The sequence below is a fragment of the Nocardia sp. NPDC059764 genome, from assembly GCF_042732555.1.
Classification (GTDB): Bacteria; Actinomycetota; Actinomycetes; order Mycobacteriales; family Mycobacteriaceae; genus Nocardia.
Window position 1 is genome coordinate 1 of the sequence record NZ_JBHWHH010000062.1, and the last position, 26848, is coordinate 26848.

A 26848-nucleotide genomic window follows, 5' to 3' on the forward strand; every position below is an offset into this window, starting at 1 on the left:
CCCTACTCATGTGCGGGATGTCAGGCGGGCGTGGATTCGGACCTGCCGCCACGGATTTCGACGATCGGCAGCACCAGGGCCGCGGGGGCCGAGGCGGGCACCATCGGCTGCAACGGTGCGACGGGTGCAATCCGGGCGTAGCCCGCGGACTGGTCCGGGCGGGTGTCGACCTGACCCTTGTTGGGCCACATGGCCGCCGCGCGCTCGGCCTGGGCGGTGATGGTCAGCGACGGGTTCACACCCAGGTTGGCCGAGACCGCGGCGCCGTCGACGACCGAGAGCGTGGGGTAGCCGTAGACGCGGTGGTAGGCGTCGATGACGCCGTGGTCGGCGTCCGCGCCGATGGCCGCGCCGCCCAGGAAGTGGGCGGTCAGCGGAATGTTGAAGACCTCGCCCCAGGTGCCGCCCGCGACACCGCCGATGGTGTCGGCGACCTTGCGGGTGACCTCGTTGCCGACCGGGATCCAGGTCGGATTCGGTTCGCCGTGGCCCTGTTTGGAGGTGAGCTTGCGTCCGAACAGCCCGCGCTTGGTGTAGGTGGTGATGGAGTTGTCCAGATGCTGCATGACCAGCGAGATGATGGTGCGCTCACTCCAGTTCTTCACCGATATGAACTGCAGCAGCATCAGCGGGTGCCGCAGCACGATGCCCAGGAAGCGCAGCCAGCGCGGGATGCTGCCGCCGCCGTCGACCATGAGCGTCTGCAGCAGGCCCATCGAGTTGGAGCCCTTGCCGTAGCGGACGGGCTCGATATGGGTGTCGGGTGTCGGGTGGATCGAGGAGGTGATGGCCACGCCGCGGGTGAAATCGACGTCCGGGTTCACCTTGCGGGTGGCCGCGCCCAGGATGGACTCGGAGTTGGTGCGGGTCAGCACGCCCAGCCGCGACGACAGCTGCGGCAGGACGCCCTTGTCGCGCATGGCGAACAACAGCTGCTGGGTGCCGCGGGTGCCGGCGGCCAGCACCACGTGCTTGGCGGTGTAGGTCTTGGGCTGCTTGCGGAACCAGGCGCCGGTGCGTTCGGCCTCCACGTCCCAGGTGCCGTCGGGCAGCGGGCGCACGGTGGTGACCGTGGTCATCGGGATGACCTGCGCGCCACCCTTTTCGGCCAGGTACAGGTAGTTCTTGACCAGGGTGTTCTTGGCGTTGTGGCGGCAGCCGGTCATGCACTCGCCGCATTCGATGCAGCCGGTGCGCTCGGGGCCCGCGCCGCCGAAGTACGGGTCGGGCACGGTCTTGCCCGCCTCGCCGAAGAACACCCCGACGGGGGTCTGCACGAAGGTGTCGCCCACGCCCATGTCCTCGGCGACCTGCTTGAACACCTCGTCCGCGGGAGTCATGTGCGGGTTGGTGACGACGCCGAGCATTTTGCGGGCCTGCTCGTAGTAGGGCATCAGCTCGTCGTGCCAGTCGGTGATCTCACGCCACTGCGGGTCGGCGAAGAACGGCGCCGGGGGCACGTAGAGGGTGTTGGCGTAGTTGAGGGAGCCGCCGCCCACGCCCGCGCCCGCCAGGATCAGCACATCGCGCAGCGGGTGGATGCGCTGGATGCCGAAGCAGCCCAGCTTCGGGGCCCACAGGAACTTGCGCAGGTCCCAGCTGGTGTCGGGGAGCTGGTCGTCGGCGAAGCGCTGACCGGCCTCGAGCACGCCGACCGAGTAGCCCTTCTCGGTGAGGCGCAGTGCGCTGACACTGCCGCCGAAACCGGACCCGACGATGAGCACGTCGAAATCGGTGTCGCGTTGGGTCATGAGAACTCCCTTGTCGTCGTCGACAGTGTGGCGGCGGTTACGCTAATGCGGACAGTTGTGGCTGTCAACGTTGGGCCGGGTTGCGGTATCTATGCTGTTCGCGTGGACCGATACAGCCGCCTGCAACTCGCCGAACTCAGCGGTGTCGCCGCCCGCACCATCCGCTACTACCACTCGGTCGGCGTGCTGCCCACGCCCGGTCGCGCGGGCAAGGAAGCGGTCTACGGTCCCGACCACCTGGAACGATTGCGGGCCATCACCGCCATGCAGGCGCGCGGATTGCGCCTGGACGCGATCCGCGAGGTGTTCGAGGCCGAGGTCCCCGGCGACGGCGACTGGCGGGAGGTCTTCGATCCGCGCTACAGCGGCGACACCGACACCGGCACGGTCCTCGACGACGACGCCCTGACCGAGTTGCTCGGTGATCGCCGCCCCGAGATCCTCGACGACCTGCTGTCCGAGGGCTACCTCGAACCGCTCGGCGCCCGCTGGCGGGTGCCCGAACCGGCCATGCTCACCGGCGCGCTGATCCTCTACGACGTGGGCACCGACGTCGCGTTGTCGGGCGTGCTGCGCACGCTGATCCGCACCCACATCGCCACCCTGGCCGACGAGATGATCCGGGTGGTCCGCGAGGCGTCGGGCCGGGAGTACACCGGCGAGGGCATCGATCTGGATCTGGATCGCTTCCGGGACCGGTTTCTCGCCGCGGCCCGTGAGGTCGGCGGCGTCACCCTGGCCGAGGAGGTCGAACGCGCGGTCCGCCGGCGCTGAACCGCGCCGCGCCCGCATCAGGGCGCGGGGACCGCGGTGGGGATGGTGACGGGGTGCTCGCAGCTGGCCGGGGGGTCGACCAGTTTGCAGTCCGACGGGAAGCGCACCGGTTCGTAGCCCGAGGGCACCCCGCCGGCGGTGATGATCTGCCGGTACGTGTCGACCGCGTCGGTGGGCTTGCGGGTCAGGCTCGGATCGGTCTGTACGTCCACGGTGTAGAGGCCGAAACGCGGTGCGAACGAACCCCACTCGTAGTTGTCGGTGAGGCTCCAGTAGTTGTAGCCGATCAGGTTCATGCCGTCGGCCTTGGCGCGTTGCAGCCAGTACACGGTGTCGCGCAGATGATCGGAGCGGGTGTAGCCGTCGGCGCGGGGCTTGCCGTTCTCGGTCGGCATGCCGTTCTCCACCACCCACAGCGGCTTGCCGGGGAACATCTTCGAATAGTGTTGCAGCGCATAGTAGATGCCCTCGGGGCGGATGGGCAGGTCCCACATCCCGGCGGGTGGTGCGACCGACCCGTCGGGCATATCGACCGTGTTGGCCTTGGGCGGCTCGTAGCCGAAGTAGTAGTCCACGCCGATGAAGTCGAGCTTGTCGCCGATGCGTTCCATGAGTGGCCCGTTGACCTGCGCCTCGGCCCCGGCCACGTACCCGACATTGCTGGTGACCAGCGCCTTGGGCTGCACCTGGTGGATGTAGTCGTAGATCTCGTTGTGCACCCGGGCGACCCGGTCGAGCATCTGGTCGGCGTCGGTGTCGTTCTGGCGCACCTCGTGCATGATGTAGGCGACCGGCTCGTTCACCGTCACCCACACCGGATTGCGGGAGGTGTAGCGGTCGACCACCTTGCGGGCATTGGCCAGCCAGTCGCCGACCATGGCGTCATCGTTCCAGCCGCCGCGTTCGGCGGCCCAGCCCGGGTACACCCAATGGTCCAGCGTCAGCATGGGTTCCATGCCGTTGGCCACGATGTCGTCGATGACGCGGTCGTAGAAGGCGAAGCCCTCCTCGTCCCAGACCCCGGGTTCGGGCTGCAGGCGCGCCCATTCGATGCCGATGCGGAACACCTTCGAGCCCAGGCCCGCCGCCAGCGCGATGTCGGTCTGGTAGCGCGAGCGGAAGTCGATGGAGTTGCGGTAGCGGTCCCAGTCGGGATTGGCGTCGATGTAGTTCATCCAGTTGCTGTCGGGGGCGTGCCCTTCGGATTGGAAGCCGGAGGCGGCCACGCCCCACAGGAAGTCCGGGCCCATTCCGCCGTGGGTGCCCGGGGTCGCGGGCGGCAGTGCGGGAGTCGCGTGGGCGGCGGTGGCCACCGGCAGCAGCGTCGCGGCGGCGGCGAGCCCAGCTAGGACTAGTCGGTGCAGGCGACGGCGCATCGGGGCTCCTTCTCCGGGACGCCTGGTCGGAATGTCCCATTCGGAGCGTAGCTGTCGATTAGCTGAATTCCGGGGCAGTGAGGGGCGTGTCGCGGGGGCCGGTGCGCGCGGCTGACCCGCCGATCAGCGCGGGATTTCCGGACCGGAAAACCGGCGCACGGCCCTCACCTGCTGCGATAACGGTCCCGTTGATGATCTCGGTGTCGAGCCGCATCCACGCCGCCTACCGTTCGTGATGTACCGGCCTGTGGCCCAAGCGGTTCCAGGAGGGGGAGTCACAGTCCGGTGCAACCACCCGGCGACGCTCTAGCGCGGCAGCGTCACCGGGTCGGCGCAGCTGGCGAGGGCATCGACCAGCGAGCAGCCCGCGGGTGGCCGGGTCGGCAGGTAGTCGCTCGGCACACCGGCGTCGTGGGTGATGGCGCGGTAGGCGTCCACGGCGTCGGTGTGCCTGCGGGTCAGGGCCGGATCGGTGCGCACGTCCACGGTGTAGAGGCCGAAACGCGGTGTGTAGGAGCCCCACTCGTAGTTGTCGGTGAGACTCCAGTAGTTGTAGCCCATCACGTTCATGCCGTCGGCCCGGGCGCGCTGCAGCCAGTAGATGGTGTCGCGCAGGTCGTCGGCACGGGCGTAGCCGTCCGCGCGGGGCTGACCGTTGTCGGTGGGCATGCCGTTCTCGACGATGTAGAGCGGCTTACCGGGGAACCGCTGCGCGAAGTGCCGCAAGGTGTAGTAGATGCCGTCGGCCTGCAACGGCAACTTCCACAGCTCCGAGGACGCGAACGCGCTGAACTGGCCGGCGGTGTCGGGGGACAGGCCGTAGTAGTAGTCGATGCCCACGAAATCCAGCTTGGCCGCGATGGCGTCGAGCATGCCGCCGTTGACCAGCGGATCCGCGGCGGGCACGTAGGCCACATTGCTGGTCACCATCGCACCGGGCTGCCGGGCGTGGATGTGGTCGTAGATGCTGTTGTGCGCCTGGGCCAGTCGCGCCTGCATGGTCAGCGCCTCGGTGGCGGGCAGTCCGCCATGGCGGACCTCGTTCATGATGTAGGCGAACGGCTCGTTGATCGTCACCCAGATCGGGTCCGCGCTCGCGTACCGGTCGACCACCACCCGCATGTTCGTCAGCCAGTCCTCGACCATGCCCGGATTGCCCCAGCCGCCGCGATCGGCCTCCCACCCCGGATACACCCAGTGGTCCAGGGTGATCATCGGCCGCATCCCCGCCGCCCGGACCGCCGCGATGACCTTGTCGTAGAACGCGAATCCGTCGGCGTCCCACTCGCCCGGCCGCGGCTGCACCCGCGCCCACTCGACGCCGAGCCGGTAGGTGTCCACACCCAGATCCTCGGCCAGCGCGATATCGGCGGCGTAGCGGTCGTAGAAGTCGACACTGTCGCCGTAGGGGTCGTAGTCGGGATGGGCGGCCACGTAGCGCCGCCAATTGCTGTCGGGCGCATGCCCTTCGCTCTGGAATCCGGACGCGGCCACGCCCCAGTGGAAGTCCGCGCCCAGGCTCGGCAGCTCCGCCGGAGCGGGGGCCGCGGTGGCCGGGGTCGCCGCGGCCAGCAGGGCGGTGGCGACCGCCAGGACCGCGAGGGCGTGACGTCGGGTGTGCACGGGCATGGCACTCCTCATCCGGCGAACAGTGGATCGGTCAGGCGACCAGCATTATTGCGCGACCCGCGCTCGAACCATGCGGGGTTCGACCGAAAGTCCCGTCCGACGGTGGCGGCACGATTCCGCCGTCATGCGTCGGTGACGCACATCACGGTACGGATTGTGTGCGATGAAAGTGTCGAGGGCAGTGCCGAAAACGAGGACCTGACGGGTCCCCGCCGATACCGCGTCGGCGAGCCGGTCCTCGGCATAGCGCTGCCGGGCCGCCGCGAGCAGTCGGCGGTTCCGACCATCGGATGGGTGCGCGACCTCGTGGCCCGCGGCGGCGGATCTCATGCGCCCGGCTCGTCGTCGCGCGGCTCGGGCCCCGGAGCATTACCCGGACCGTGCGGACCGGGGCCGCGATGGCCGTGCGGTCCATGGTGCCCGGGTCCGGCGAACGGACGTCCCGGCGCGGGCGGCATGCCGGGACTCTGGGGCCATTCGGGCATGCCTGGCATGGAAGGCATTTGAGGCCTGGAGGGCAGGGGCGGAATGCCCGGCATGGGTGGAATGGTGGGAACCGGCGGAATCGGCGGCGTGGAGTGCAGCGGCGGAATCGGGATCCCGACGCCGGACCCGCCGAAGCGCTGAAACGCGGCTTGACGTGAGGTGCCGAAGATCTCGCCGATCTCGGCCCAGGTCCGCCCTTCGTCGCGAGCCTGGCGTACCAGCGACCGCAGCACATCGTCGACGACCCCGTCGAGACTGCGCGCGGCCCGCAGCGCGGCCATCACCGAGGGTGGCGGAACGCCCTGGCCAGGACGTAATACCTCGACCACGACATCGGCATTGGTGGACAACAGCTTTGCCAGGATCGCGCGCTCGTCGGCGGGATCCCGGTACGGAGAATCACTCATATGTAAATGCTGCCTTGACGCGAATTCCTCTGTCAAGGAACGATTTACACACCCCGCTTACTGAGCATTAGCTGAAAGAAATGCGCTTTGTTTGCCGTCCCTATAACGTGTTCGTCAGCGATCTGGAGGTGCGGGGCGGAGGACACCTGAAACATGACCGATCCAGAGAGATCCGCGGCCGAACACGAGCTGTTCGAGCTGGTTCGGAAGGCCGGATTCGAGGGACCGGCCTGGAAGCCGTTGGCGGACAGTCTGGTTCGCCACGCATTGGCCATCCTGGGGCCGTGGGTACGCAGCGGCTGGATTTTCGCGGTCGCCGAACGCGAGGGAATGCCCCTGCGTCCCACCGCGCAGGAGCGGCTGCTGGTGGAGACCCGCTTCGCCGAGGACTTCGTGCGCGAGACCATCACCCGCGCCCTCGAACGCTTCCGCCGCGCCGCCCGTGACGGTGACGGCTGGGACGCCGACAGCGGACAGAGTCTGGGCGGCTACTTCCTCGGCGCGTGCGTGCGCGCCTTCGTCGAGCACTTCCGCCGCAGCCGCCGCGGCGGCGATCTCTACCAGTACCAGCCCGCGTCGACGGTGGCGGTAGTGAGCGCGCACGGCCCCGAGCTGTCCGAGGTCATGGCCGCCGCCGAGGACGTCACCGGATCCGTCGTCTCCCGCCTGGCGTTCCGCAGCCGCCTGGAGGGCCTGAGCGACCGCGACCGCGCGCTCGCGTGGGGCAAGGCGATGGGCCTGAGCGCCCGCGAGATCGCGCAGCTCTTCGCGTTCCCGTCAGTCCCGGCCGTCGAAGTGCGCTGGGCCGGACTACGCAGTGACCATGATTGGATGACCGGCCTCGACGGCCAGGAGGTGGCCGAATGAGCCCCGATCACACCCCCGACCCCGTGCTGCGCATCGCAGACCTGCTCGAACGCTCCTCCCTCAATGATCCCGCCCTGCACCGTCTCTACGCCCGCATCCCGCATCGCACCCCGACCCGGCGCAGCACACCCGAACCGATCCCGTCGGCCGTCACCGGATTCGCGGCCCGGCTCAACGAGCTCTTCGACGCCATGCCCGCCCCCGGCGGACGCCCGCACACCAACTCCGCGGTCGCCGCCCAGCTCACCGCCTGGGGCCACCCCATCTCCAAGCCGTACCTGAGCCAGCTGCGCTCGGGCGCGCGCACCAACCCCTCCCGCGAGACCATCGCCGCCCTGGCCCGCTACTTCCGCGTGCGCCCCGACCATTTCGCGACCGCCGCCCACCCCGTCCCGCGCGGCCACGACCTGGATCTGCTGGCCCGCCTGCAGTTCCCCGGCCTGCGTGGACTCGCCATCGCGGCCGTCGATCTGAGCGAGGAGTCCCAGCACCTGCTCATCACGATGGCCGAACGGCTGCGCCTCACCGAGGGCCTGCCGGAGGTGGGCGCGGGCGGCCTCGAATAGCCCGGCGGCGGTATATACGAAATATCTTGTGCTGAGCCCGGCTTCGGAAAGCCCTGGTCTGGCACTGTGACCGGGTGCCGAACCCCGAACCGCCCGTTCTCGCCGCCTACCGCGCCGTCCCCGACGCGGGCCCGCTGCCGCTCGGGCGTCGAGCGGTGGCCGAGTTCTCCGGCACCGCCGCCCTCGCCGCCGTCGTGATCGGTTCGGGCATCGCGGCCGACCAGCTCTCACCCGGCGACCTCGGGCTGCGACTGCTCGAGAACTCGACCGCCAGCGCGCTGGGGCTGGCCGTGCTCATCCTGATCTTCGGCCCGATCTCGGGCGCGCACCTCAATCCGGTGGTGTCGCTGGCGGATTGGCTGGGCGGTCGGCGCGACCGCCGGGGACTGTCCACCCAGGCGTTCGGCGTATACGTCGCCGCTCAATTGTGCGGCGCGATCGTCGGTGCGCTGCTGGCCAACACCATGTTCGACCGGTCTCCACTGCAACTGGCGACCCAGCAGCGCGTCACCGGCGGCCACCTGCTCGCCGAAATCCTCGCCGCCGCCGGGCTGGTCGCGATCGGCTTCGCCGCCGCCCGGCTCGGACGCGGAGCGAGCGCCGCCGCCGTGGCCGCCTACCTCGGCTCGGCCATCTGGTTCACCAGTTCGGGGTCGTTCGCGAATCCCGCGCTCACCCTGGGGCGCATGCTGTCGGATTCGTTCACCGGCATCGCCCCGTCCTCGGTGCCCGCGTTCACCGCGGCCCAGATCCTCGGCGGCCTGGCCGGTTCCAGCCTGATCGCCCTGCTGTACCGCCCGGCCGTGCGCGGCGTCTAGGCTCCGCGCGTGGTCGAGGGGACCGCGAACGAGGTGCGGTCGCCGGACCATCCGTCGGCCGGGACCAGCTTCTCGAGCATGGCGAGCTCCTCGGCCCCGAGCTCGACCGCGGCCGCCGCGGCGTTCTCCAGGATCCGCGCCGCCCGGCGGCTGCCCGGGATCGGCATCACATCGGGTCCCTGCGCCAGCAGCCACGCCAGCGCCAGCTGGCCCGCCGAGATGCCCAGCCGCGCGGCCATCTCGCGCAACGCTGCCACCTGTGCGAGATTCTCGTCGAGGTGCTCGCCCTGGAAGCGGGGGTCGTGACGGCGGAAATCGGCGTCGGCGGCCGTGCCGGCATCGAGTGTGGCGGTGAGCAGGCCGCGACCCAGCGGGCTGTAGGGCACCAGCCCCACCCCGAGTTCCCGTGCCACCGGAACGATGTCGCGCTCGGGCTCGCGCCACAGCATCGACCATTCGAACTGCACCGCCGCGATCGGCGCGACGGCGACCGCCGCCCGCAGCTGCTCGGGCGTCGCCTCCGAGATGCCCAGGTGCCGCACCTTCCCGGCGCTCACCAATTCGGCCATCGCCCCCACGGTTTCGGCGACCGGCACCTGCGGATCGACCCGGTGCAGGTAGTACACGTCGATGGCCTCGCGCCCGAGCCGTTCGAGCGACGCCTCGCAATACCCCCGCACGTTCTCCGGTTTGCCGTCGAGCCCGACCCCCGCGTCGGTGCGCACGATCCCGAACTTCGTCGCCACCAGCGCGTCGGTCCCGGCCAGCGCCTGCCCGATCAGCCGCTCGTTGTGCCCGAGCCCGTAACTCATCGCCGTGTCGAACACCGTGATGCCCGCCTCGTACGCCGCCCGGATGGCCGCGGTCGACTCGGCGTCGTCGGCCGCGCCGTACCCCTGGGAGAAGCCCATGCATCCCAGGCCGATCGCCGACACCGTCACGCCGTCCCCGAGCCGCTGCATTCGCATGCCGTCATGCTCGCAGCTTCGCGCGAGCCCCGCCAATCAGCGGATCGATGAAAGGTCTTGGCTGCCCGCTGGAACGCGTCCGCCGAGGTGAAGCGGGGGAATAGCTGAGCCGGGTGGGGTCGCGCGCGGCCGTCGGCGGGGCATCCGAGCGGTGCCGGGCGCGGCGCCCGAGGCCGACGCCCACCCTGGTGGTCGAGTGTCCAGAATTCGAGGTTCAGACCTCGGGTTCGGCGACCCGGATCGGCGGGTGCTCACGCAGCGAGCCCTCGGCCTGCAAGAGTGCGCTGAAATGCGATGAGCTGCATGGACTCCGGTCGGCGGTTTGCTCGGAGATACCGAAAGGTTCGGGGACACAGACGATTCTGCTATGGTGGCTCCGCCGATTTCAGGATCGGCCGGACGACAAGAGAATTGATGAATCAAGACAACGCCGTGCTGCTTTCCTGGGTCCTCGCCGCCGCTCTCGTGCTCGCGGTGGTAGGGGTGGTATTCCTGTGGCGCGCCGTGCGCGCCGAACGTGGGCGTGTCGCGGCCGTGCGCGAGGACCAGTCGGATCGCGAGGCCGCGATCGAGGCCATGATCGCGAATCTGACCGAGAATGTCGTGCCCGCCATCGGTGCGGCGGTGCGCCGCTCGGACCCCGACAACCCGACCGTGAACCTGCCGGTCGTGCTCGAACAGTCGCGTATCGCGGAACTGGTGTGGCAGTGGACCGCCCGCTGTGGCGAGGAGCTGCAGAAGGTCGCCACCGAGACCGCCGAGCGGGTCGCGCGCGAACGCGCCAACGAGACCCAGCTCGCCCTCGCCGAGGCCGAATCCTCCCGTGAGACCGCGATCGCCCAGGTCGAGGAGATGGCCCAGCTGGCCATCGCCCAGGCCGAGGAGGCCGCCCGGGTCTCGGTCGCGCAATCGAGCGAGAACGCCCGCGCCGCGGTCGCCGAAGCCGCCGACAGCGCTCGTGCGCAGGTGGAAGGCGCGGCCCGCGACGCCACCTCCGCCGCCGTGCGCGCGTTCGGCGCGTCCGTGGTGAGCCTGGGCGCCGACGTCAGCCAGGTGGTGAGCGCCGCGCTGCGCCGCCACCGCAATGACGAGACCTTCGAGACGCTCACCCGCATCGACCATTCCGTGCAGCAGATGATCCGTCAGGCGCAGTCCTACGTGATCGTCTGTGGTGGTCTGCCCGGCCGCCGCTGGCCGCAGCAGTCTCTCACCGACGTCGTGGGCGGGGCCACCGGCCGCGTGCGCGACTACACCCGGGTGCGTTCGGGCGAGCTGGACCGCCCGGTGGTGAGCCGTGTGGTCGAGCCGCTGGTGCACACCATCGCGACGCTGCTGGACAACGCGCTGCGCTACTCGCCGCCGACCTCGTTCGTGGACATCGGGTTCCAGGAGGGCCACCACGGCGTCACCGTCATCGTCGATGACGCCGGTGTCCGGATGAACCCCGAACAGCTCGAGGAAACCCGCCGCGTGCTGGCCGGCGACCAGGTCGTCGATATCCACGCGCTGGGCCCGACGCCGCGCGTCGGCTTCCCCGGTGTGGCCGCGCTGGCGCGCCGCTACGGGTTCTCGGTCTACATCGACGGCCCGAACATGTACGGCGGTATGCGTGCCATGGTGTTCATCCCCGAATCCCTGCTGGCCGCACCGGCCGCCGCGCAGCCGACCGCCCCGGCCGCGGTGCCCGCGCCCGCGCCGGTGCCGATGACCGTGGCGCCTCCCGCCCCGGTGCCCGCACCCACCCGGCTCCCCGCGCCCGACCCCGAACCTACTGTGGTGGCCATGGATTCGGTCGCACCCCAGGAACTGACCTCCGGCGGCCTGCCTCGACGGCGCCGCCGCTCCGCGACGGTGGCCCTGGCTGCCACCGCCGGCCCGGACGCCGCGGACGCCACCGCCCCCGCGCGTCCCGATATCGCCGCTGCCTGGCACAGCGGCTCCCAGCGCGGCCGTGCGGCCGCGTACGAGCACTCCGAAGGGATGACATCGTGACCGGTACGCCCGCGACGGCAGTGAGTGATACCAACCGGCTGGCCTGGCTGCTCGAGGATCTCGAGGCCCCCGGTGTCCGGTTCGCCGTGCTGCTGTCCGAGGACGGCCTACGCATCGCTCACACCAGCGGCGTCAGCATCGACGATGCCGAGCGGTTCGCCGCCGCGGCGTCGGGGCTGCGGGCCCTGGGCAAGGCGCTCGCCGAATTCTGCGGCGGCTCGCCCGGGAACTCGGTGCGCCAGAACATGACCGAATACGCCGACGGGATGATCTTCATCACCGCCGCCGGAGCCGGTGCGCTGCTGGGGGTCTCGACCACCCAGGACGTGGACGTCAGCCTGATCGCGCACCGGATGAACGAACTGGCCGGGCGGGTCGGGCGTGAGCTCGGCAGTACGCAGCGGACCAGAGTGGATCTGCCGCGGTCATGAGCCGGCCCCGGCGCGATCCCGACCTGGTCCGGGCGTACGTGCGCACCGGTGGCCGATCGCGTCCGAGTCGGGCGCTGGATCTGGTCAGTCTGGTTGTCGCGGTAACCGATCCGCCACCCGGTGCGTCCCCGGACGCTCGCCGCATCCTGCAGATCGCTCGGCGCGGCGTGCTGACTCCCGCCGAGCTGGCGGCCTACCTGGATCTGCCGCCGTCGGTGGTGAAGATCCTGGTAGCCGATCTGCTCGACAGTGGCCATCTGGCCCACCCTGCCCCGGTGGAAGCGCTGCCGGGACAAGCCCTCTTGGAGGAGGTACTCCATGGACTCCGCGCTCTCTCCGCATGAGCGCGTCGTCGACTATGTGCCGGAGACCGTCACCCGCACCGTGAAGTTGCTGGTGGCGGGGAACTTCGGCGTCGGGAAGACCACGTTCGTAGGCAGTGTGTCCGAGATCCGGCCGCTGCGCACCGAGGAGACGATCACCGAGGCCAGCGTCGGCGTCGACGATATGGCCGGGTTGCCGGGCAAGACCACCACCACGGTGGCGATGGACTTCGGCCGTATCACCCTCAATCCCCGCTTGGCCCTGTATCTCTTCGGCACGCCCGGCCAGCGCCGGTTCGTGCCCATCTGGGAGGACCTGGCCATCGGCGCGCTGGGGGCGCTGGTGCTGGTGGACACCCGCCGTCTGGACAAGGCCGACGAGGCGCTGTCGATCCTGGAGGAGCGCGGCGTGCCGTACGCGGTGGCCGTCAACGACTTCGACGGAGCGCCCCGCCACTCGCTCGAGGAGATCAGGGAGGCCCTCGACCTGGATCCGGACACCCCGCTGCTGCGTCTGGACGCCCGCAACCGCAACCCCTGCCTGCAGGCGCTGATCACTCTGGTCGAGTATCTGCTGGAGCCCCGCGTCTAGCCGTATTTTCTACGGGCAGAACATCATTCGTGGTGAGAGGCCCGGCGGAGCGGGCTGCGTGACGGATCTCGCAAGGACGGTCACCCGGTGTGGAATCTGCTGTACGGTGAGCGATTCCTGCAGGGTGAACTGAAGGAGTTTCGGAATGCCGTTTGCGAGCAGAGGATCGGTGAAGATCCACTACACCGATACCGGCGGGCCGGGTCCGGCGGTGGTGCTCGGGCACGGGCTGTTCATGGATCAGGCGATGTTCGCACCCCAGATCGAGGCGCTCGCGCCCGACTACCGGATCATCGCCATCGATTCGCGCGGGCACGGCGAGACCGAGGACGACGACACCCCGTTCAGCTATTGGGATCTCGCCCGCGACGCCTGGGCCGTGGTGGACGAACTGAGCCTGGACCGGGTCGTGGTGGGCGGCGTCGGCCACGGCGGGTTCACGGCCCTGCGTATGGCGCTGCTGGCGCAACCGCGGGTCGCGGGGCTGATCGTGGTCGGCTGCAGCGGCACCGCCATGACCGCGCAACGACGCGCCGGGTACCGGGAGGTGCTCGAGCAGTGGACGAGCAGCGCCACCCCGGCGCCCACGATCAAGATGGTGGGCTCGCTCATGGTCGGCGGCACCGTCGAGGAGCAGCAGCCATGGCGGGACAAGTGGGCCGCGGCGCCTCGCGACCGGATCCGGCTGTCCGGGGAATGTCTGGTCAACCGGGACACCGTGATCGAGCTGCTCGGCGATATCCGGTGCCCGGCGCTGGTGCTGCGCGGGCTGGCCGATCAAGCGATCAGCGCCGAGCAGGTCGAGGAACTGGCCGCGGCCCTGGGCAATCCGGTGCCGGTGCACACCATCGCCGGGGCCGCCATGACCCCCTCGCTCACCCATCCCGACGAGGTCAACGCGCTGCTGCGCGGGTTCCTCGCGGGCGTGCCCCGCTGATCACGGATCGAGCAGTCCGATGAACAGCTGGTGCGCCGGCCCGGGGGCGGTCGCGCGGTAGCGCTGCACCCGCACGTCGAACACGGTGGCGGTGCGAGGGTTTCGCAGCGTGAAGGTGGGGTCCTGGCGGCCGATGTGCACGTGGCCCTCGTTCCACAGCCGCCGGAAGTCGGGCTGCTCGCCCAGTTCCCGCAGCAGCCCGTCGAGGTCGCCGCTGACCGGCGCCCCGGCCGCGTAGGCGCGGAAGCGCCCGACCATCAACCGCGCCTCGCGCTCCCACTCCTCAAGCACGATGCGCGCCCGCGGGTCGGTGAACATCCAGCGCAGCACGTGCCCCCGGCATGCCAGTCCCGGCAGCGCCTCGTCGAAGGCACTGTTGCAGGCCACCACATTCCAGGCGTCGTCGATCGCGGCGGCCAGATGCGGCAGCAGGGCGTCGAGCGTGGTGCGCACCGCGGCGGCCGCCGTGTCACCGTGACGCAATGCCCGCGCTGACGACGCCGCCGGACGCTGCTGGGCCAGGTGGTACAGGTGCACGCGTTCGGCCGTGTCGAGCTCGAGCACCACGGCCAGCGAATCCAGAATGGCCGGACCGGGATTGAGCGCCTCACCCTGCTCGATCTTGGCGATGTAGCCCAGACTGGCATGGGTGGCCTCGGCCAGCTGCTTACGGGTCAGCCCCGCCGGATAGCGCGTACTGGCCCGCGCCCGGCGTTCGCGCACGAACTCCGCCAGCGTGGGCGCGCGCAGCACCTCGACGGTCGGCAGCCCGAATTCGTTGTCGGCCAACGGCATCCCTTCGCACACGGTCATCTGCCCCCAGCCTAGGGGGCGGCACCGGCCCGGGCCGCATGGAACGACGACCCGGGGTGGCCGGAGGCTCCGGTACCACCGGCGGTGGTGGCAGCGCAATACCGTGTTTCGCACAGTGGTACTCGCGAATTCCCGTGCACCTGACTGGGGAATCCCAGCGGTTGCCAAGTGGGGAGCGCGCATTCGATATTTGCCGTGCGAGGGTCGGCAATGGCGCCGGCAAGGGAGTCGATGGGGGATCGGCCAATAGCGAGGAGCGGCACCGGAAATGGCCAATACTTCATTGTCGCGCGACGAATCGGGTCTACGGTCGCGCACGATAGTGATCGGCGAACAATCGTTTCCCTACTATTTCGGCCGCGACTGCGTCGCCGAGATCGGTGCGGCGATCACCGCCCTGGGGCCCGACAAACTGGTGATCGTCACCGACGACGACGTCCGCGCCCGCTACCGTCACCACCTCGACACCCTGGCCGGATCCATTCCCGCGCTGATCCTCTCGCATCCGTCGGGCGAATCCATGAAGACGCTGACCTGCCTGTCGAGCCATCTGGAGACCACGTTGCGGGCGGGCATCACCCGGCGTTCGGTGGTGGTGTCCTTCGGTGGCGGGGTGCCCGGCAATCTGGCCGGACTGATGGCGAACCTGCTGTTCCGGGGTGTGCGGCTGGTCCACGTGCCGACCACCACCATCGCGGCCATGGATTCGGTGCTGTCGCTCAAGCAGGCGATCAACTCCGGGGTCGGGAAGAATCATCTGGGCACCTATTACGCGCCCGAAGCGGTATTCACCGACGTCGAACTGTTCACCACCCTGCCCGAGCGTGAATTGCGTTCGGGGCTGTGCGAAATGGCGAAGAATTGCCTCGCGATACAGCCGTCGGCGCTGGACGGATTGCGGCGGGTCATCGCGGCGGGCGAATTGAGCAGCCCGCATTCGCTGCTGTGGTTGCTGGACGCGAGCATCGCCGCGAAATCCGCGGTCACCGGGTCGGACACCTTCGAGCGCCGTGCCGGGCTGGTCCTCGAATACGGGCACACCACCGGGCACGCCATCGAGATCTGCGATCACCGAGTGCGCGGGGTCACCGGACTTCCGCACGGCGCGGCGATTGCGCTGGGAATGCTGGTGGCCGCGCATATCTCGCACGCACGGGGGTGGCTGTCCGACGACGAGGTGAGCGTCCACTACGAGATCGTCACCGGGCTGGGCGTGGAGCCGGCGCTGCCCGCGTCGGTGAGCGTCGACGATGTGCTCGCGGTGATCGCCGACGACAACAAGAAGGGGTACCTGCCGCCGCGGCCGGACACGGTGCCGTTCGTGCTGCTGCGGTCGCTGGGTCGACCGGCGCTCACTGGGGACCTGCCGCTGGTTCCGGTGGAGGTGTCGGAGATCCGGGCCGCGCTCGATGTCGTCGCGCGGGCCTCCGCGCCGGTCGTGGTCGGGTAGGCCCGCCATGCTCGCACTGCACGGGGGTGCGGCGGTCCGCGGGGGACGCGCCTGGCCGCGCTGGCCGCAATACGACAATCGGACCGCGGCGGAACTGCTCGCCGCGCTGCACTCCTCACGCTGGTCGGTGACCTGGTACAGCCCGCGCGGCGGCAAATCCCGCGAGCGGCTGTTCGGCGAGGCGTTCGCCCGCTACAACGACGCGGCCTACGGGGTCAGCGTGGACCACGGGTCCAGTGCGCTGGTGATCGCGTTGGAGGCTCTGGGGATCGGGCCCGGGGACGAGGTGGTGGTGCCCGCCATGACCTGGGTCGCTCCGGCGACGGCGGTGCTGCGTGTGGGCGCGGTCCCGGTGCTCGCCGATGTCGATCCCGATACCGGCTGCCTGACCGGTGATGAACTGCGCGCGGTCGTCTCGCCGCGCACCCGGGCGGTCATCGTGGTCCATCTGGCCTGCACGGCGGCCGAACTCGACGACATCGTGGCGGTCGCCGGTGACGAGGGGCTCGCACTGATCGAGGACTGCTCGCAGGCCCACGGCACCCGGTGGGCCGGGCGCGCGGTCGGGACCTTCGGCGCGATCGGGGTGTTCAGCCTCGGCGCGGCCAAGTCGCTGGCCGCGGGGGAAGCCGGGGCCGCGATCACCGACCGCCACGACCTGTACGAGCGAATGCTGATGTTGCGCGCGGACTCTCGCGCCTACACGCACGATGCGCCGGATGCCGGGGAGTTCGAGCTCGTCGAACAGGCCACCGTCATGGGCGCGAACTACTGCATGTCCGAACTCACCGCGGGACTCCTGCTCGACCAGTTGCCACGCCTCGACGACCAGCACGCGCTGCGTGCGGCCAGGGCCAAGGATCTGGAAGCCGGACTGCCCGACATTCCCGGCTTGGCACATATCCCCGTCCCCGCGGCGGTGGATCGGCGCGCCATCTACGAATACGGAATCCGGCTGCAGCCGGGTGCTTTCGGCCTCGCAACCGTCGATCAGGTGGCCGCAGCGCTCACGGCCGAGCTCGGAACCAAGGTCTACCCGCCCCGCGATCCATTGCACCGCAGCTCTCTGCTGCGCCCGCAGACCAAGCCCCGTTTCGCGCGGCGCTGGGCCGAGACCGTCGACCGCGCCACCGGGCGCGACTTCACCGGCGCCGACCACTACCGCGACCACACCCTGCTCATGCACCACAGCGTGCTGCTGGGCGAGCGCGCCGACATCGACGACATCCTCACCGCGCTGGACAAGGTGCGCACCCACGCCGCCGCCCTCGACCCGAAAGGCCTGGCATGACCTCGGAACTCATGGCCGACTGGCAGAGCCGCACCATCGACGGGATCCGCACCCGCCGCGCCGTCGAATCCGACTGGGAGGCGCTGCGCGGACGCTATGACCGCGCGTTCGGGGGCGTGAAGACCCACGATTTCGAGGCGTGGAAACGGCAGTTCCGGCTCGAGGACATCGCGGTGGTGGAGGATGTCACCGAAACCGGGGAGCCGCGCGTCGTGGGGACCGCGGCCATCATTCGCACCACGGTGACCGCGCCGGGTGGCGCCCAGCTGACCGTCGCGGCCTGCGCGCAGGGGATGGTCGCCACCACCCATCAGAAGCGCGGAATCTACGCCAAGGTGCAGGCCGAGCTGATGGCCATCGCCATGGAGACCGAAGCCGACGTGTTCGCCGCCATGCCCGGGCCCGGCGGCAGTTATGCCTATGTCGGCGTCACCACCCACACCCGGCATCTGCGAATCGACCGTGGGCGGGCGAAACTCCGTGCGGCCGAACCGGATTCGGGTCGGGTGCGGGAGTCCTTGTACGCCGAATCGATGGGGGAGTTGCGTCGGCTCTACGCCCGCTGGCAGCAGGCCACGCCCGGGGCGCTGGATCGCGCGGAGTCCTGGTGGCCCAGTGCGTTGAACCCGCGGGCATTCGTCCTGACGCACCCCGACGGCTATGCCGTCTACGAACTCGCCGGAGACGCCGTGCATGTGCGCGATTTCTGCGCACTCACCGTGCCAGCCCACCGCGAGCTGCTGCGCTGCCTGCTCGGACAGGGCGAGTACGCCCGAATCCTGCTCGACACCGCCATCGACGACCCCACCCCGCTGTTGCTCGAGGATGCCCGTGCCGCAGCGGTAACCGGTGTCGACGCCGGGCTGTCGACGTGGATCCTCAACCTGCCCAAGGCGATCGGCGCACGAGAGTTTCGCGCCGAATTCCACGGCGTCATCGAGGTGGCCGATCCATGGGGGTTGAGCGCCGGGACCTATCGGCTCGACATCACCGACGGCGACGGCACCTGGACGCCCGCCGAAGGCGCTGCCGCCGATGTCCGCATCGGGCCGCTCGAACTCACCACCGCCTACTTCGGCACCCACTCCATCAGCGAGTTCGAGCGCGCGGGCCGCGTGCACTCACTCACCGCCGGTGCCGCCGACGCGCTCCACCACGCCTTCGCCACCACGCGGAAACCCTTCAACACCACACCTTTCTGAACGCACCCGAGGACACCACCGATGACAACCACCCCCGCCGAACCCCTGCCCGCCGACGGCACTACGCGCGACACGACCCCGTCGGTCTGCCCGGTCACCGGCGTCGTCGGCTCCGGCATCACCCGCACCACCACCCCCACCGGCGATTCCGCCTGGCTGGCCACCGGCTACGACCTGGTCCGCGACCTGTTCACCGACCCGCGCCTGGGTCGCTCACACCGCACCCCGGACACCGCGGCGCGCCTGGGGGAGTCGGCCTTCTCCGGCGGCCCGATCGGCAACTTCGACACCGAACTCGAAGACCACGCCCGCATGCGCACCCTGCTGCAACCGCACTTCTCACCCAAACGCATGCGGGAACTGCGCCCGCGCGTGGAACAACTCACCACCGAACTCCTCGACGCCATGGAGGACCAGGGCCCGCCCGCCGACCTGCAAGCCGCCCTGGCGCTCCCGCTGCCGCTGCTGGTCATCTGCGAACTGCTCGGCGTCCCCTACGAGGACCGCAACCGCTTCCGTGACTGGGTCGACGCCGTCGGCAATGTCGCCGACCGCGCCAAGGTCGAACAGGGCGTCGCCGAACTGTTCGCCTACTGCCTGCACCTGGTCGGCCGCAAACGTAGCGACCCCGGCGACGACGTGGTGTCGCGCCTGTGCGCCGTCGACGGCGTCACCGACGACGAGATCGCCACGCACGCCATGGTTCTCCTGTTCGCCGGCCACGAAACCTCCGCCGTCCAGATCGGCGTCGGCATCCGCATGCTGCTCGAGAACCCCGCCCAGTTTCAGCTCCTGCACGAGCGCCCCGACCTGGTCGCCTCCGCCGCCGAGGAACTCCTGCGCGCCTGCAACGCCAGCAGCCTGCCCCGCTACGCCCGCCACGCCCTCACCGTCGGTGACACCGACATCGCGCCCGGCGACCTCGTCCTGCTCGGCGTGGCCTCCGCGAATCACGACCGCACCACCTTCACCCACCCGGACCGGGTCGACATCACCCGTCAGGAATCGGCCCACTTCATGTTCGGCTACGGCCCCCGCTACTGCCTCGGCGCACCGCTGGCCCGGCTCGAGCTCCAAATAGCGTTCTCGCAGTTGGTAACTCGTTTCCCGACCCTCACCTTCGCGGTGGACCCGGCCACTCTGACCGAACGCGACGACATCTTCACCGGTGGGCTCACGGCGTTGCCGGTGCGCTGGTAGCCGAGCGCTTGAAAGCGGTTCTGTACTCGCCGGGCGCGCACCCGGTGTGTCGTCGGAAGAGTTTGGCGAAGGTCGCGGCATCTCGATAACCGACGAGATGACTGATCCGCGCTACCGAATGGTCGGTTTCCTCCAGAAGCAGGCTGGCCCGCCGCACCCTGGCCCGCTGAAGGTATTCCAAAGGCGTCTGCTGCGTTTCGCTGGTGAACCGGCGCAACAGTGTCCTCGGGCTTACCCCGACGACGGCGGCCAGGGCATCCAAGTCGTAGCGCTGGTCGAGATTTCGATCCAGGTACCGCGTCACCTCTCGCGAGAGCTGACCACCGCGGCGGGCAGGAACGAGTGCTGGATCGACGTAGGGCGTTTGCTGCGTCCGAGTGTCATCCAGCAGCGTCAGCCTCGCGGTCGTCCGCGCCACCCGATCTCCGTGGTGTTCACGCACCAGCGTCAATGCCAGGTCGTACATCGCACTGAACGCGGCAGTCGTGATCACCTCCGCCTCGGCGACCACCACCGTGCGCTCGGCCACGACACTGACATCCGGGTACGCCTCCGCCAGATCATGCGCGTACAGCCACGAAGTGGTCGCCTCACGACCACCGAGCAGCCCGGCCTCGGCCAACAGGAACGCTCCGACACAGATCGAAACCACCTTCGTCCCCTGCGCGCGAAACCGCTGAATCGCGGCGATCTCCGGGCCCGATCGCGACCGTACTCCCGCGAACGCCGCGCCAGACGCCGTGTCGAACCCCGGCACGATCAACACATCCACCTCGCGCAGAGCCGACACCGCGACCCGCAGCCCACCCGCCGCCACCACCTGCCGCCGCGGCGACATCACCACGATCTCCGGCGCCTGCCCCGCCGGCGCGACCTGCGCCGCGATCGTCAGCAGATCCGGCACCGAGTACACCTGCGACGCGAAGCACCCGTCGTACGCCAGCACTCCCACCCGCAACCGCGTCACACCACACCTCCCGACCCGATGGCCAGATCGCCCTCATACCTGGCGATCCAGCCTATGTGACAGCCCGCCCCCACGCCCTACCTTCCTCCTCATGGACCACGACGACCCCCTCGACGACTTCACCCCACGCGCAGTAACCGTCGACGACATCACCAAGATCGTCCACGTCTCCGGATCCGGCCCCGCCGTCATCCTCATGCCCGAAATGCCCGGCATCAGCCCCGACGTAGCCCGCTTCGCCCGCTGGATCCGAGACGCCGGCTTCACCGTCCACATGCCCTCCCTCTTCGGCATAGACGGCGCCTACCCCACCGTCGAACTGGGCAAGCGCGTCTACAACCACATCTGCGTGAGCGCCGAATTCCGAGTCCTCACCGGAACCGGCACCAGCCCCATCGTCAGCTGGCTCCGCGGCCTGGCCCGCCAAGCCCACCAACAATGCGGCGGCCCCGGAGTAGGCGCCATCGGCCTCTGCCTGACCGGAAACTTCGCCCTCACAATGACCCTCGACCCCGCCGTCATAGCCCCCGTAATCAACCACCCCTCCCTCCCCTTCGACGACCCCGCCGCCCTCGAACTCTCCCCAGCCGACGCCGCCGCGATCGCCGCCCGCTTCGAACGCGACGACCTCCGAGCCCTCGGCTACCGCTTCGAAGGCGACAAATGGTGCACAGCAGCCCGATTCACCGCCTACCACTCCCTCCTGGCCGACCGCTTCGACGCCCGAGTCCTCCCCGCCACCCAAGCCAACCCAACCCCACCCCCCTTCTTCGCCCAAGTAGTCCAAACCCCCCACAGCGTCGTAACCGCCCACCTCGTAGACGAACCCGGCCACCCCACCCTCCAAGCCCGAGACGAAATCCTCTCCTTCCTAACCACCCGCCTGACCGCCCCCGCGCCATAACGGTAAGAACCGTGTCACCTGGTACATGAAGCGTCGCCGCCGAGATCGGCCCCGTAGGTAACTCGCAGCGTCAAAAGGCGGTGTTCTCGCAGCGGCAGATGGCGCATCAGCGATGCGAATCGAGATCAGGCTGCGCTGGTGAACATGCCGTTGACCGGTTCGTTGGCGGGCGCGGACAGCGCATCGAGACGTTCGGTGAGTTCGGTCGGCAAGTCGATCTCGGTGAGATTTTCATCGAGCTGCTCGATGGTGCGAGGGCCGATCAGGGTTGAGGTGATGTCCGGCCGACCGGCTACCCACGCCAATGCGACGGCGGCTGCGGTCGTGTCCAATTCGGTTGCGGCACGCGCCACTTCGTTGGCGATGCCGAGGTTGTGGTCGGTGAGCAGATCGCCGGCCCAGCGTTGGGCCATCGGCGCGGGTGAGGCCAGTAGCCGACCGAGTCGGCTATCGCCCTCCGCGACTGTGTCACGGTAGCGGCCGGTGAGCACGCCCGACCCCAGCGGACTCCAGGCGGTGACGCCCAGTCCGTGACGGTGGCAGGCCGGGAGTATCTCGGCTTCGATGGTGCGCGCGATCAGCGAGTACTGGGCCTGCAGCGCGGTGAACGCGGTGCCGCCGACGCGCTGGGCGGCCCATTGCGATTCGACGATCTGTGCGGCGGTGAAGTTGGAGCAGCCCAGGTAGCGGACCTTTCCCGATCGGATGAAACCGTCCAGGGTCGCCATGGTCTCCTCGATCGGGGTGTCTGGATCCCATTGGTGGCAGTAGTAGATGTCGATGTAGTCGGTGTTCAACCGGCGCAGACTCGCCTCGAGCGCGTGGGTCAGATGTGCCCGTGACAACCCGCGCTGGTTGGGGCCATCACCCTGGGGCAGAAACGCTTTCGTCGATACCACCACCCGGTCACGGCGGCCGCGCAGGGCGTCACCGATGATCTGCTCGGATTCGCCGGAGGTGTAGCCGTCGGCAGTGTCGATCAGGTTGTGTCCGGAGGATAGGAATCGATCGATGATGCGCCGTGCCTCGGTCCGGTCGCAGCCGGCGAAGTAGGCCGAGTCTCCGAAGTTCATGGCGCCCAGGCTGATCGGTGAGACCTTCAGTCCGGATTTGCCCAGTGTTCTGTAGTGCATCGTGCCCTCCCCGATAGAATCGGAATCATGATTCCGATTAGAAAATACGGAATATGGATTCCGTTTGTCAACGGATCTTCGTCGTGACGGGCGAGCGAGTGCTGCGCGCCGATGCCCGGCGTAATCGAGCGCGGGTACTGGAGGTGGCCGAGTCGGTCTTCGCGGCACAGGGAGTCGAGGTGCCCGTCGAGGAAGTGGCACGCGCCGCGGGAGTAGGGGTCGGCACTGTGTATCGGCACTTCCCGACCAAGAAGGATCTTGTCGAAGCGATCGTCGCCGAACGTATGCGGCGGCTGGTCGATAGGGCGCGAACGCTTGCCGCCCATACCGATTCGCCGGAGGCATTGTTTCAAGTCGTGGACTGGATCGTGGTCGAGGCCACGGTGAAAAAGCACCTCCAGGCTACGGACACTGCGCCCGGCGCCGACAAACCCGCAGCCCTCGAAGCCCTCGCCGCGGACCTGCGAGCAGTGCTTTCCCAGTTACTGGCCGCCGACCAGGCCGGCGGCACTGTACGAGCGGACATCGAGCTGCCGGATCTTCTGATGGCCCTCTACGGCTTGAGCGCCGCCGCCGAACACTACGGCTGGGACACGGCCCGCCGCCACCGCGCGATAACCACCGTCTTCGAAGGTCTGCGGCCACGCGAGAGATCCCAGAACTCTGGCCAACCCGGCAGCTCTGCGTGCATCGAGCGCTGAAGCGCATTCGTACGCCGACATGCGGTGTTCGTGCACGAGGGCTTGGCGGAACGTCTTGGCGTTGTAGTGTCACCGCCATGGCGAAAGCCGTTGGGGAAGCGATTATTCGGGGGTAGTCATGGCGTCGATTCTGTCGGGAAAGCTCGTTGAACTGACCGAGCTATCCCTCGATGATGTGGCACCTCTGGCGGCCGCGGCCGCCGAGAACCGCACCTCCTACACGCATGCCCATGTCCCGGTTGACGTCGAGGCAACGCACCGGCGCCAACCGCGAAGCCAAAATCCTCCTCCTGGACTACGCCTTCACCGACTGGCAAGTCCACCGAGTCCGCTTCCGCACCGACGTCCGCAACACCCGCTCCCGCCGTGCAATCGAATCCCTCGGCGCAACCCTCGACGGCATCCTCCGAGCCGACTTCTCCGACCCCGACGCCACAGTCCGAGACTCCGCCTACTACTCCATCCTCGCCACCGAATGGCCCACCATCCGCTCTTCATTGGTCACCGAATGACGGCCGCCAACTCCGGCTCAACCGTGCCTCGCAGTGTGTAGGCAGCCATATTTACGCATGTACGAATCCAGATGGGGTATCTGAATGGGATTGGTCGCACGCCTGTGGGACGCAGGCCTAGTACCGCTTTGTGACGGCATCTACCGGCCGGACGACACCGGCTTGGAGTTGGACCTCGACGGTCCTGGCGCTTATCACCCGGATGCCGGGCAGCCCATTCCTTTCGATATCGGTGGCTCGTTCGACGTGGTTGAGGCCATCGAGGAATACGGAACCTATGAGTTCGACACCTACTTCGAGGCCCCGATCCCGGACGGCTCCGGACTGATGACAGGCGGCGGCTACGCAGCGAGGGGTAACAACGGCTACATCGCACGGGTGAACTCCGCCGGCTCGTTGCAGTGGGTTGCCCCCATGTTCGATGCGAACCCGTTCATCGGCGTGCACTACGAAGGCATGACCGCCGTTCTCACGAACAACTGGCGAAACCACCTGAGGCTCGACCTCACCCACCCCGCACTGCGTTGACGCACTGAGTGTTCTGTTACCCGTCGACGTACCAGTCCGGTGCCGGTTCGACGGACTGCAGCAGTCCCCAGTCGATATGGGCGAAATAGCGCTGTGGACATCCGGTGTCGGGATCGGTTGCGGTGAAGGTGACTACGTCTCCCGCCGCACCGAATCCGTCGACGTATTCGACTGGTCCCACGCTGGAATCTCGTAGCTCTCCGGACGTGCACGACCAGGGAGTCAGATCGGCGACGGAGTCGATCCGCGGCGGTGGTAGCTCGGGTCTGCGAAGCAGTCGCCTGACCATGTTGTGTCCACGGTGAAGTTCCATGAACTCGACCTGCAATCCTGACCAGAACGACAGATCCCACCGCGCATATCGGATCTCACGGCCGTCATGATATTCACTCCACCCGAAGTCGCTGCGCCCCAAGCTGTTACGTACTCGTCGATCGACCTGAAGTTGTTGGTCGCCTCGCCGTAGAACCAACGCTTCTGCGCGATCGCGGTATCGATGCGGGTCGCGCCGATTCGACGAAGCAACTCTGCCGCCTGGGCAGGGGCGCTCCGACACATCGGGTGAAGCATCGCCAGTTGATAGTCATACAGCGCCGTGACAGGTTTCCCAGCCATCATCCCCCTCGGCAGAATCCCATCAAACCTACCAGCGGGGCGACCACTCACTGACATGCCGCGTTCCGCGCTGACCGGACCGGCCAGCGCTGGCAGTCGTCGGCGGGACCGGCCACGGAGCTGGGCTTTTGCTCCACTTTCGGTGCCTCTGAGTCAGGAAACTGCGTGAAACCACTCGAGAATGGAGCAGCAGCCCAGTCCGCCGCCGAAGGCCGGCCGCCATGCAGCTTCGCGAACACGCCGCCATGCCGCCGATCGCGCGATTCATGGCGGCCGCAGCGCCTGCCGGCGAACGCACTGATCTGCCGAGTTGAGGCGTCTACCGCAGTCGGCGGTGGGCTGATTGTCGGTGTGGTTGGCTAGGATTCGCGTCGTGTCACAGACGATGAATGGCGGCTGTCTCTGCGGCAATGTCCGGTTTTCCGCGACCGGCGACCCCGACTTCCCGCATTTGTGCTCGTGTGCGCACTGCCAGCGGCTTTCAGGCGCGCCGGTGATGTCCTGGGTGTCCTTCCCGGAAGATGGATTCGAATGGACCGGGCCAGGTGGGGAGCCGACTTGGTTCGAGACTTTCCCGCAGATATGCCGAGGGTTCTGCCCGATGTGCGGGTCGACCGTGGCATCCAAAGGGGACGAAGCCGGACTGGTCGGGGTCACGATGATGGCGTTGGACGATCACGCCGGTCTGATACCAGTCAAGCAGAGCTTTGCCCACAACGCAGTCCCGTGGCTTCCGCGGTTGGTATGACTTCGAGCCTCGCATGAACGTCCGCTTCTGCCGCATACCCGCTGACCAAACCGGCCCGGCACGGCCGTCTGCAGCTGGAACTTGGCGTGGCGCAGGACGTCCGCAAGTGGCCGAATGCGGGACACCGCGAGCGCGTCTAGCTGGGGGCTCCTGACTGAGAGAGATCCGGCGGAGGTTTAGTTTTCGGGGTCGCCGATCTTGCGGCGCGCGAGGATGATCCCGCCGAGCGGGCTTTCGGCAGAGGTCAGAGTTTTGTCGGCCTCTACGGCGAAGCCGGCATCGTCGAGCCACCTGCGCATTTGGCCGTGCTGGCGACGGTGGACATGGAGATGCATGGGGTGTCCGCCGTAGCCCTGGGTTTTCAATTGCGAGTCGTCTCCGACGTGGAAGCCGAGTAGTAGTGGTCCGCCTGGGCGAAGCACTCGCTGGAATTGGTCTAAGACGGAACCGATCTCGTCGTCGGGGATGTGAATCAGTGAGTACCACGCGACCAGGCCCGCTATCGAGGCGTCCGGGAGGGCGAGGTTCGTCATGGAGCCGACTTCGAATCGGAGGCCGGGGTGATCACGGCGGGCCGCTTCGATCATCCCGGGTGAGAGGTCGATTCCGAATGCGTCGACGTCCAGCTGTCGTAGGTGGGCGGTGATCCGCCCCGCCCCGCAGCCCACATCCGCGACCAGGCCGCCGCCCTGGGCGCGTACTCGTTCGGCGAACGACGCCAAAGCTGCGCGTTCTTCGGGTGTTTCGTCCAAGAGGTGACGGGTGAGGTCCGCGTAGGTAGTCGCGACCGTGTCGTATGACCTCTGTGTCGCTTCCAGCCAGCCGTCGGCGTTCAGTCCCGTGCCCACAGTCGAACACTATCCCGAC

At 68.5% G+C, this 26848-nt stretch carries 30 protein-coding genes; 18 read left to right on the top strand and 12 right to left on the bottom strand.

All coding sequences use genetic code 11. From position 1 onward, the window contains the following. Window positions 1-20: 20 nt before the first annotated feature. A complete protein-coding gene (locus ACFV4K_RS16005) occupies window positions 21-1751 on the bottom strand; it encodes a GMC oxidoreductase (protein WP_379275493.1) in 1731 nt (576 codons plus the stop codon). 102 nt (window positions 1752-1853) lie between these two features. Here ACFV4K_RS16005 and ACFV4K_RS16010 point away from each other — a divergent pair, with 102 nt between their 5' ends. Then, the gene (locus tag ACFV4K_RS16010) at window positions 1854-2525 is read left to right on the top strand and encodes a MerR family transcriptional regulator (RefSeq protein ID WP_379275494.1); all 672 of its coding nucleotides are present in this window, start codon (window positions 1854-1856) and stop codon (window positions 2523-2525) included. 17 nt (window positions 2526-2542) lie between these two features. Here the strand turns inward: ACFV4K_RS16010 and ACFV4K_RS16015 are convergent, their stop codons facing one another. The 5 genes from ACFV4K_RS16015 to ACFV4K_RS16035 all read right to left on the bottom strand — a co-directional run bounded on the left by ACFV4K_RS16015 (window position 2543) and on the right by ACFV4K_RS16035 (window position 6423). Then, window positions 2543-3901 (bottom strand): family 1 glycosylhydrolase, encoded by a 1359-nt coding sequence (locus tag ACFV4K_RS16015; protein ID WP_379275496.1) that lies wholly within the window; start codon window positions 3899-3901, stop codon window positions 2543-2545. A 58-nt stretch (window positions 3902-3959) separates the two neighbouring features. Next, on the bottom strand, window positions 3960-4115 hold the full coding sequence (locus tag ACFV4K_RS16020) for a hypothetical protein (RefSeq protein ID WP_379275498.1): 156 nt from the start codon (window positions 4113-4115) through the stop codon (window positions 3960-3962). A 92-nt stretch (window positions 4116-4207) separates the two neighbouring features. Further along, window positions 4208-5530 carry a family 1 glycosylhydrolase gene (locus ACFV4K_RS16025; RefSeq protein ID WP_379275499.1) on the bottom strand — a complete coding sequence of 441 codons (1323 nt, stop codon included), beginning with the start codon at window positions 5528-5530 and terminating at the stop codon, window positions 4208-4210. Window positions 5531-5575: 45 nt separating this feature from the next. Further along, complete coding sequence (locus ACFV4K_RS16030) at window positions 5576-5860, bottom strand: class I SAM-dependent methyltransferase (RefSeq protein WP_379275501.1); 285 nt, start codon at window positions 5858-5860, stop codon at window positions 5576-5578. Further along, on the bottom strand, window positions 5857-6423 hold the full coding sequence (locus tag ACFV4K_RS16035; RefSeq protein ID WP_379275502.1) for a hypothetical protein: 567 nt from the start codon (window positions 6421-6423) through the stop codon (window positions 5857-5859). The genes ACFV4K_RS16030 and ACFV4K_RS16035 overlap by 4 nt, the downstream gene beginning before the upstream one ends. A 153-nt stretch (window positions 6424-6576) precedes the next feature. Between ACFV4K_RS16035 and ACFV4K_RS16040 the strand changes: the two genes are divergently transcribed. From ACFV4K_RS16040 to ACFV4K_RS16050, 3 genes are all read left to right on the top strand, one after another. After that, window positions 6577-7290: a hypothetical protein gene (locus ACFV4K_RS16040; protein ID WP_379275503.1), complete on the top strand. Its 714-nt coding sequence runs from the start codon at window positions 6577-6579 to the stop codon at window positions 7288-7290. Window positions 7291-7481: 191 nt separating this feature from the next. Next, window positions 7482-7856: a helix-turn-helix domain-containing protein gene (locus ACFV4K_RS16045; RefSeq protein ID WP_379275555.1), complete on the top strand. Its 375-nt coding sequence runs from the start codon at window positions 7482-7484 to the stop codon at window positions 7854-7856. Between the two features lie 74 nt (window positions 7857-7930). Then, complete coding sequence (locus ACFV4K_RS16050; protein WP_379275505.1) at window positions 7931-8674, top strand: aquaporin; 744 nt, start codon at window positions 7931-7933, stop codon at window positions 8672-8674. Here the strand turns inward: ACFV4K_RS16050 and ACFV4K_RS16055 are convergent. Next, window positions 8671-9642: an aldo/keto reductase gene (locus tag ACFV4K_RS16055; RefSeq protein ID WP_379275506.1), complete on the bottom strand. Its 972-nt coding sequence runs from the start codon at window positions 9640-9642 to the stop codon at window positions 8671-8673. The two genes, ACFV4K_RS16050 and ACFV4K_RS16055, sit on opposite strands and share 4 nt — an antisense overlap. A 414-nt stretch (window positions 9643-10056) precedes the next feature. Here ACFV4K_RS16055 and ACFV4K_RS16060 point away from each other — a divergent pair, with 414 nt between their 5' ends. The 5 genes from ACFV4K_RS16060 (at window position 10057) to ACFV4K_RS16080 (ending at window position 13917) form a co-directional block, all read left to right on the top strand. Continuing rightward, entirely contained in the window at window positions 10057-11634 is a 1578-nt protein-coding gene (locus tag ACFV4K_RS16060) for a sensor histidine kinase (RefSeq protein WP_379275507.1), read from the top strand. After that, complete coding sequence (locus ACFV4K_RS16065) at window positions 11631-12065, top strand: roadblock/LC7 domain-containing protein (RefSeq protein WP_379275509.1); 435 nt, start codon at window positions 11631-11633, stop codon at window positions 12063-12065. Before ACFV4K_RS16060 ends, ACFV4K_RS16065 begins: the two co-directional genes overlap by 4 nt. Beyond that, the gene (locus ACFV4K_RS16070) at window positions 12062-12409 is read left to right on the top strand and encodes a DUF742 domain-containing protein (protein ID WP_379275510.1); all 348 of its coding nucleotides are present in this window, start codon (window positions 12062-12064) and stop codon (window positions 12407-12409) included. Before ACFV4K_RS16065 ends, ACFV4K_RS16070 begins: the two co-directional genes overlap by 4 nt. Next, window positions 12384-12980, top strand: a complete 597-nt coding sequence (locus tag ACFV4K_RS16075; RefSeq protein ID WP_379275512.1) for an ATP/GTP-binding protein — start codon at window positions 12384-12386, stop codon at window positions 12978-12980. Before ACFV4K_RS16070 ends, ACFV4K_RS16075 begins: the two co-directional genes overlap by 26 nt. 145 nt (window positions 12981-13125) lie before the next feature. After that, window positions 13126-13917, top strand: a complete 792-nt coding sequence (locus ACFV4K_RS16080) for an alpha/beta fold hydrolase (protein WP_379275513.1) — start codon at window positions 13126-13128, stop codon at window positions 13915-13917. On the opposite strand, the gene ACFV4K_RS16085 is transcribed toward ACFV4K_RS16080, so the two are convergent. Further along, on the bottom strand, window positions 13918-14730 hold the full coding sequence (locus ACFV4K_RS16085) for a helix-turn-helix domain-containing protein (protein ID WP_379275514.1): 813 nt from the start codon (window positions 14728-14730) through the stop codon (window positions 13918-13920). Between the two features lie 268 nt (window positions 14731-14998). On the opposite strand from ACFV4K_RS16085, the gene ACFV4K_RS16090 reads away from it, so the two are divergent. Genes ACFV4K_RS16090 through ACFV4K_RS16105 form a run of 4 tightly spaced genes read left to right on the top strand, consistent with a single transcriptional unit; the run spans window position 14999 to window position 19873 of the window. Then, complete coding sequence (locus ACFV4K_RS16090; protein WP_379275516.1) at window positions 14999-16180, top strand: 2-deoxy-scyllo-inosose synthase; 1182 nt, start codon at window positions 14999-15001, stop codon at window positions 16178-16180. A 7-nt stretch (window positions 16181-16187) separates the two neighbouring features. Continuing rightward, entirely contained in the window at window positions 16188-17471 is a 1284-nt protein-coding gene (locus tag ACFV4K_RS16095) for a DegT/DnrJ/EryC1/StrS family aminotransferase (RefSeq protein WP_379275517.1), read from the top strand. Continuing rightward, window positions 17468-18673 (top strand): GNAT family N-acetyltransferase, encoded by a 1206-nt coding sequence (locus ACFV4K_RS16100; RefSeq protein ID WP_379275519.1) that lies wholly within the window; start codon window positions 17468-17470, stop codon window positions 18671-18673. The genes ACFV4K_RS16095 and ACFV4K_RS16100 overlap by 4 nt, the downstream gene beginning before the upstream one ends. Before the next feature lie 21 nt (window positions 18674-18694). Beyond that, window positions 18695-19873 (top strand): cytochrome P450, encoded by a 1179-nt coding sequence (locus ACFV4K_RS16105; protein ID WP_379275521.1) that lies wholly within the window; start codon window positions 18695-18697, stop codon window positions 19871-19873. Here the strand turns inward: ACFV4K_RS16105 and ACFV4K_RS16110 are convergent. Then, on the bottom strand, window positions 19848-20777 hold the full coding sequence (locus tag ACFV4K_RS16110) for a GlxA family transcriptional regulator (protein WP_379275523.1): 930 nt from the start codon (window positions 20775-20777) through the stop codon (window positions 19848-19850). The genes ACFV4K_RS16105 and ACFV4K_RS16110 overlap by 26 nt on opposite strands. Before the next feature lie 154 nt (window positions 20778-20931). Between ACFV4K_RS16110 and ACFV4K_RS16115 the strand changes: the two genes are divergently transcribed. Next, window positions 20932-21744, top strand: a complete 813-nt coding sequence (locus ACFV4K_RS16115) for a dienelactone hydrolase family protein (RefSeq protein ID WP_379275525.1) — start codon at window positions 20932-20934, stop codon at window positions 21742-21744. 125 nt (window positions 21745-21869) lie between these two features. Here the strand turns inward: ACFV4K_RS16115 and ACFV4K_RS16120 are convergent, their stop codons facing one another. Further along, window positions 21870-22877, bottom strand: a complete 1008-nt coding sequence (locus ACFV4K_RS16120) for an aldo/keto reductase (protein WP_379275527.1) — start codon at window positions 22875-22877, stop codon at window positions 21870-21872. 53 nt (window positions 22878-22930) lie between these two features. On the opposite strand from ACFV4K_RS16120, the gene ACFV4K_RS16125 reads away from it, so the two are divergent. The 3 genes from ACFV4K_RS16125 to ACFV4K_RS16135 all read left to right on the top strand — a co-directional run bounded on the left by ACFV4K_RS16125 (window position 22931) and on the right by ACFV4K_RS16135 (window position 24618). Next, on the top strand, window positions 22931-23578 hold the full coding sequence (locus tag ACFV4K_RS16125) for a TetR/AcrR family transcriptional regulator (RefSeq protein ID WP_379275529.1): 648 nt from the start codon (window positions 22931-22933) through the stop codon (window positions 23576-23578). A 230-nt stretch (window positions 23579-23808) separates the two neighbouring features. Next, a complete protein-coding gene (locus ACFV4K_RS16130) occupies window positions 23809-24090 on the top strand; it encodes a GNAT family N-acetyltransferase (RefSeq protein WP_379275531.1) in 282 nt (93 codons plus the stop codon). 84 nt (window positions 24091-24174) lie between these two features. Then, window positions 24175-24618, top strand: coding sequence for a hypothetical protein (locus tag ACFV4K_RS16135; RefSeq protein ID WP_379275533.1), 444 nt, complete (start codon window positions 24175-24177; stop codon window positions 24616-24618). Between the two features lie 16 nt (window positions 24619-24634). Here the strand turns inward: ACFV4K_RS16135 and ACFV4K_RS16140 are convergent, their stop codons facing one another. Then, window positions 24635-24799 (bottom strand): hypothetical protein, encoded by a 165-nt coding sequence (locus ACFV4K_RS16140; protein WP_379275534.1) that lies wholly within the window; start codon window positions 24797-24799, stop codon window positions 24635-24637. A gap of 819 nt (window positions 24800-25618) precedes the next feature. Between ACFV4K_RS16140 and ACFV4K_RS16145 the strand changes: the two genes are divergently transcribed. Beyond that, a complete protein-coding gene (locus ACFV4K_RS16145) occupies window positions 25619-25981 on the top strand; it encodes a GFA family protein (RefSeq protein WP_379275556.1) in 363 nt (120 codons plus the stop codon). A 176-nt stretch (window positions 25982-26157) separates the two neighbouring features. Here the strand turns inward: ACFV4K_RS16145 and ACFV4K_RS16150 are convergent, their stop codons facing one another. Then, complete coding sequence (locus tag ACFV4K_RS16150) at window positions 26158-26829, bottom strand: class I SAM-dependent methyltransferase (RefSeq protein WP_379275536.1); 672 nt, start codon at window positions 26827-26829, stop codon at window positions 26158-26160. Window positions 26830-26848 lie beyond the last annotated feature (19 nt).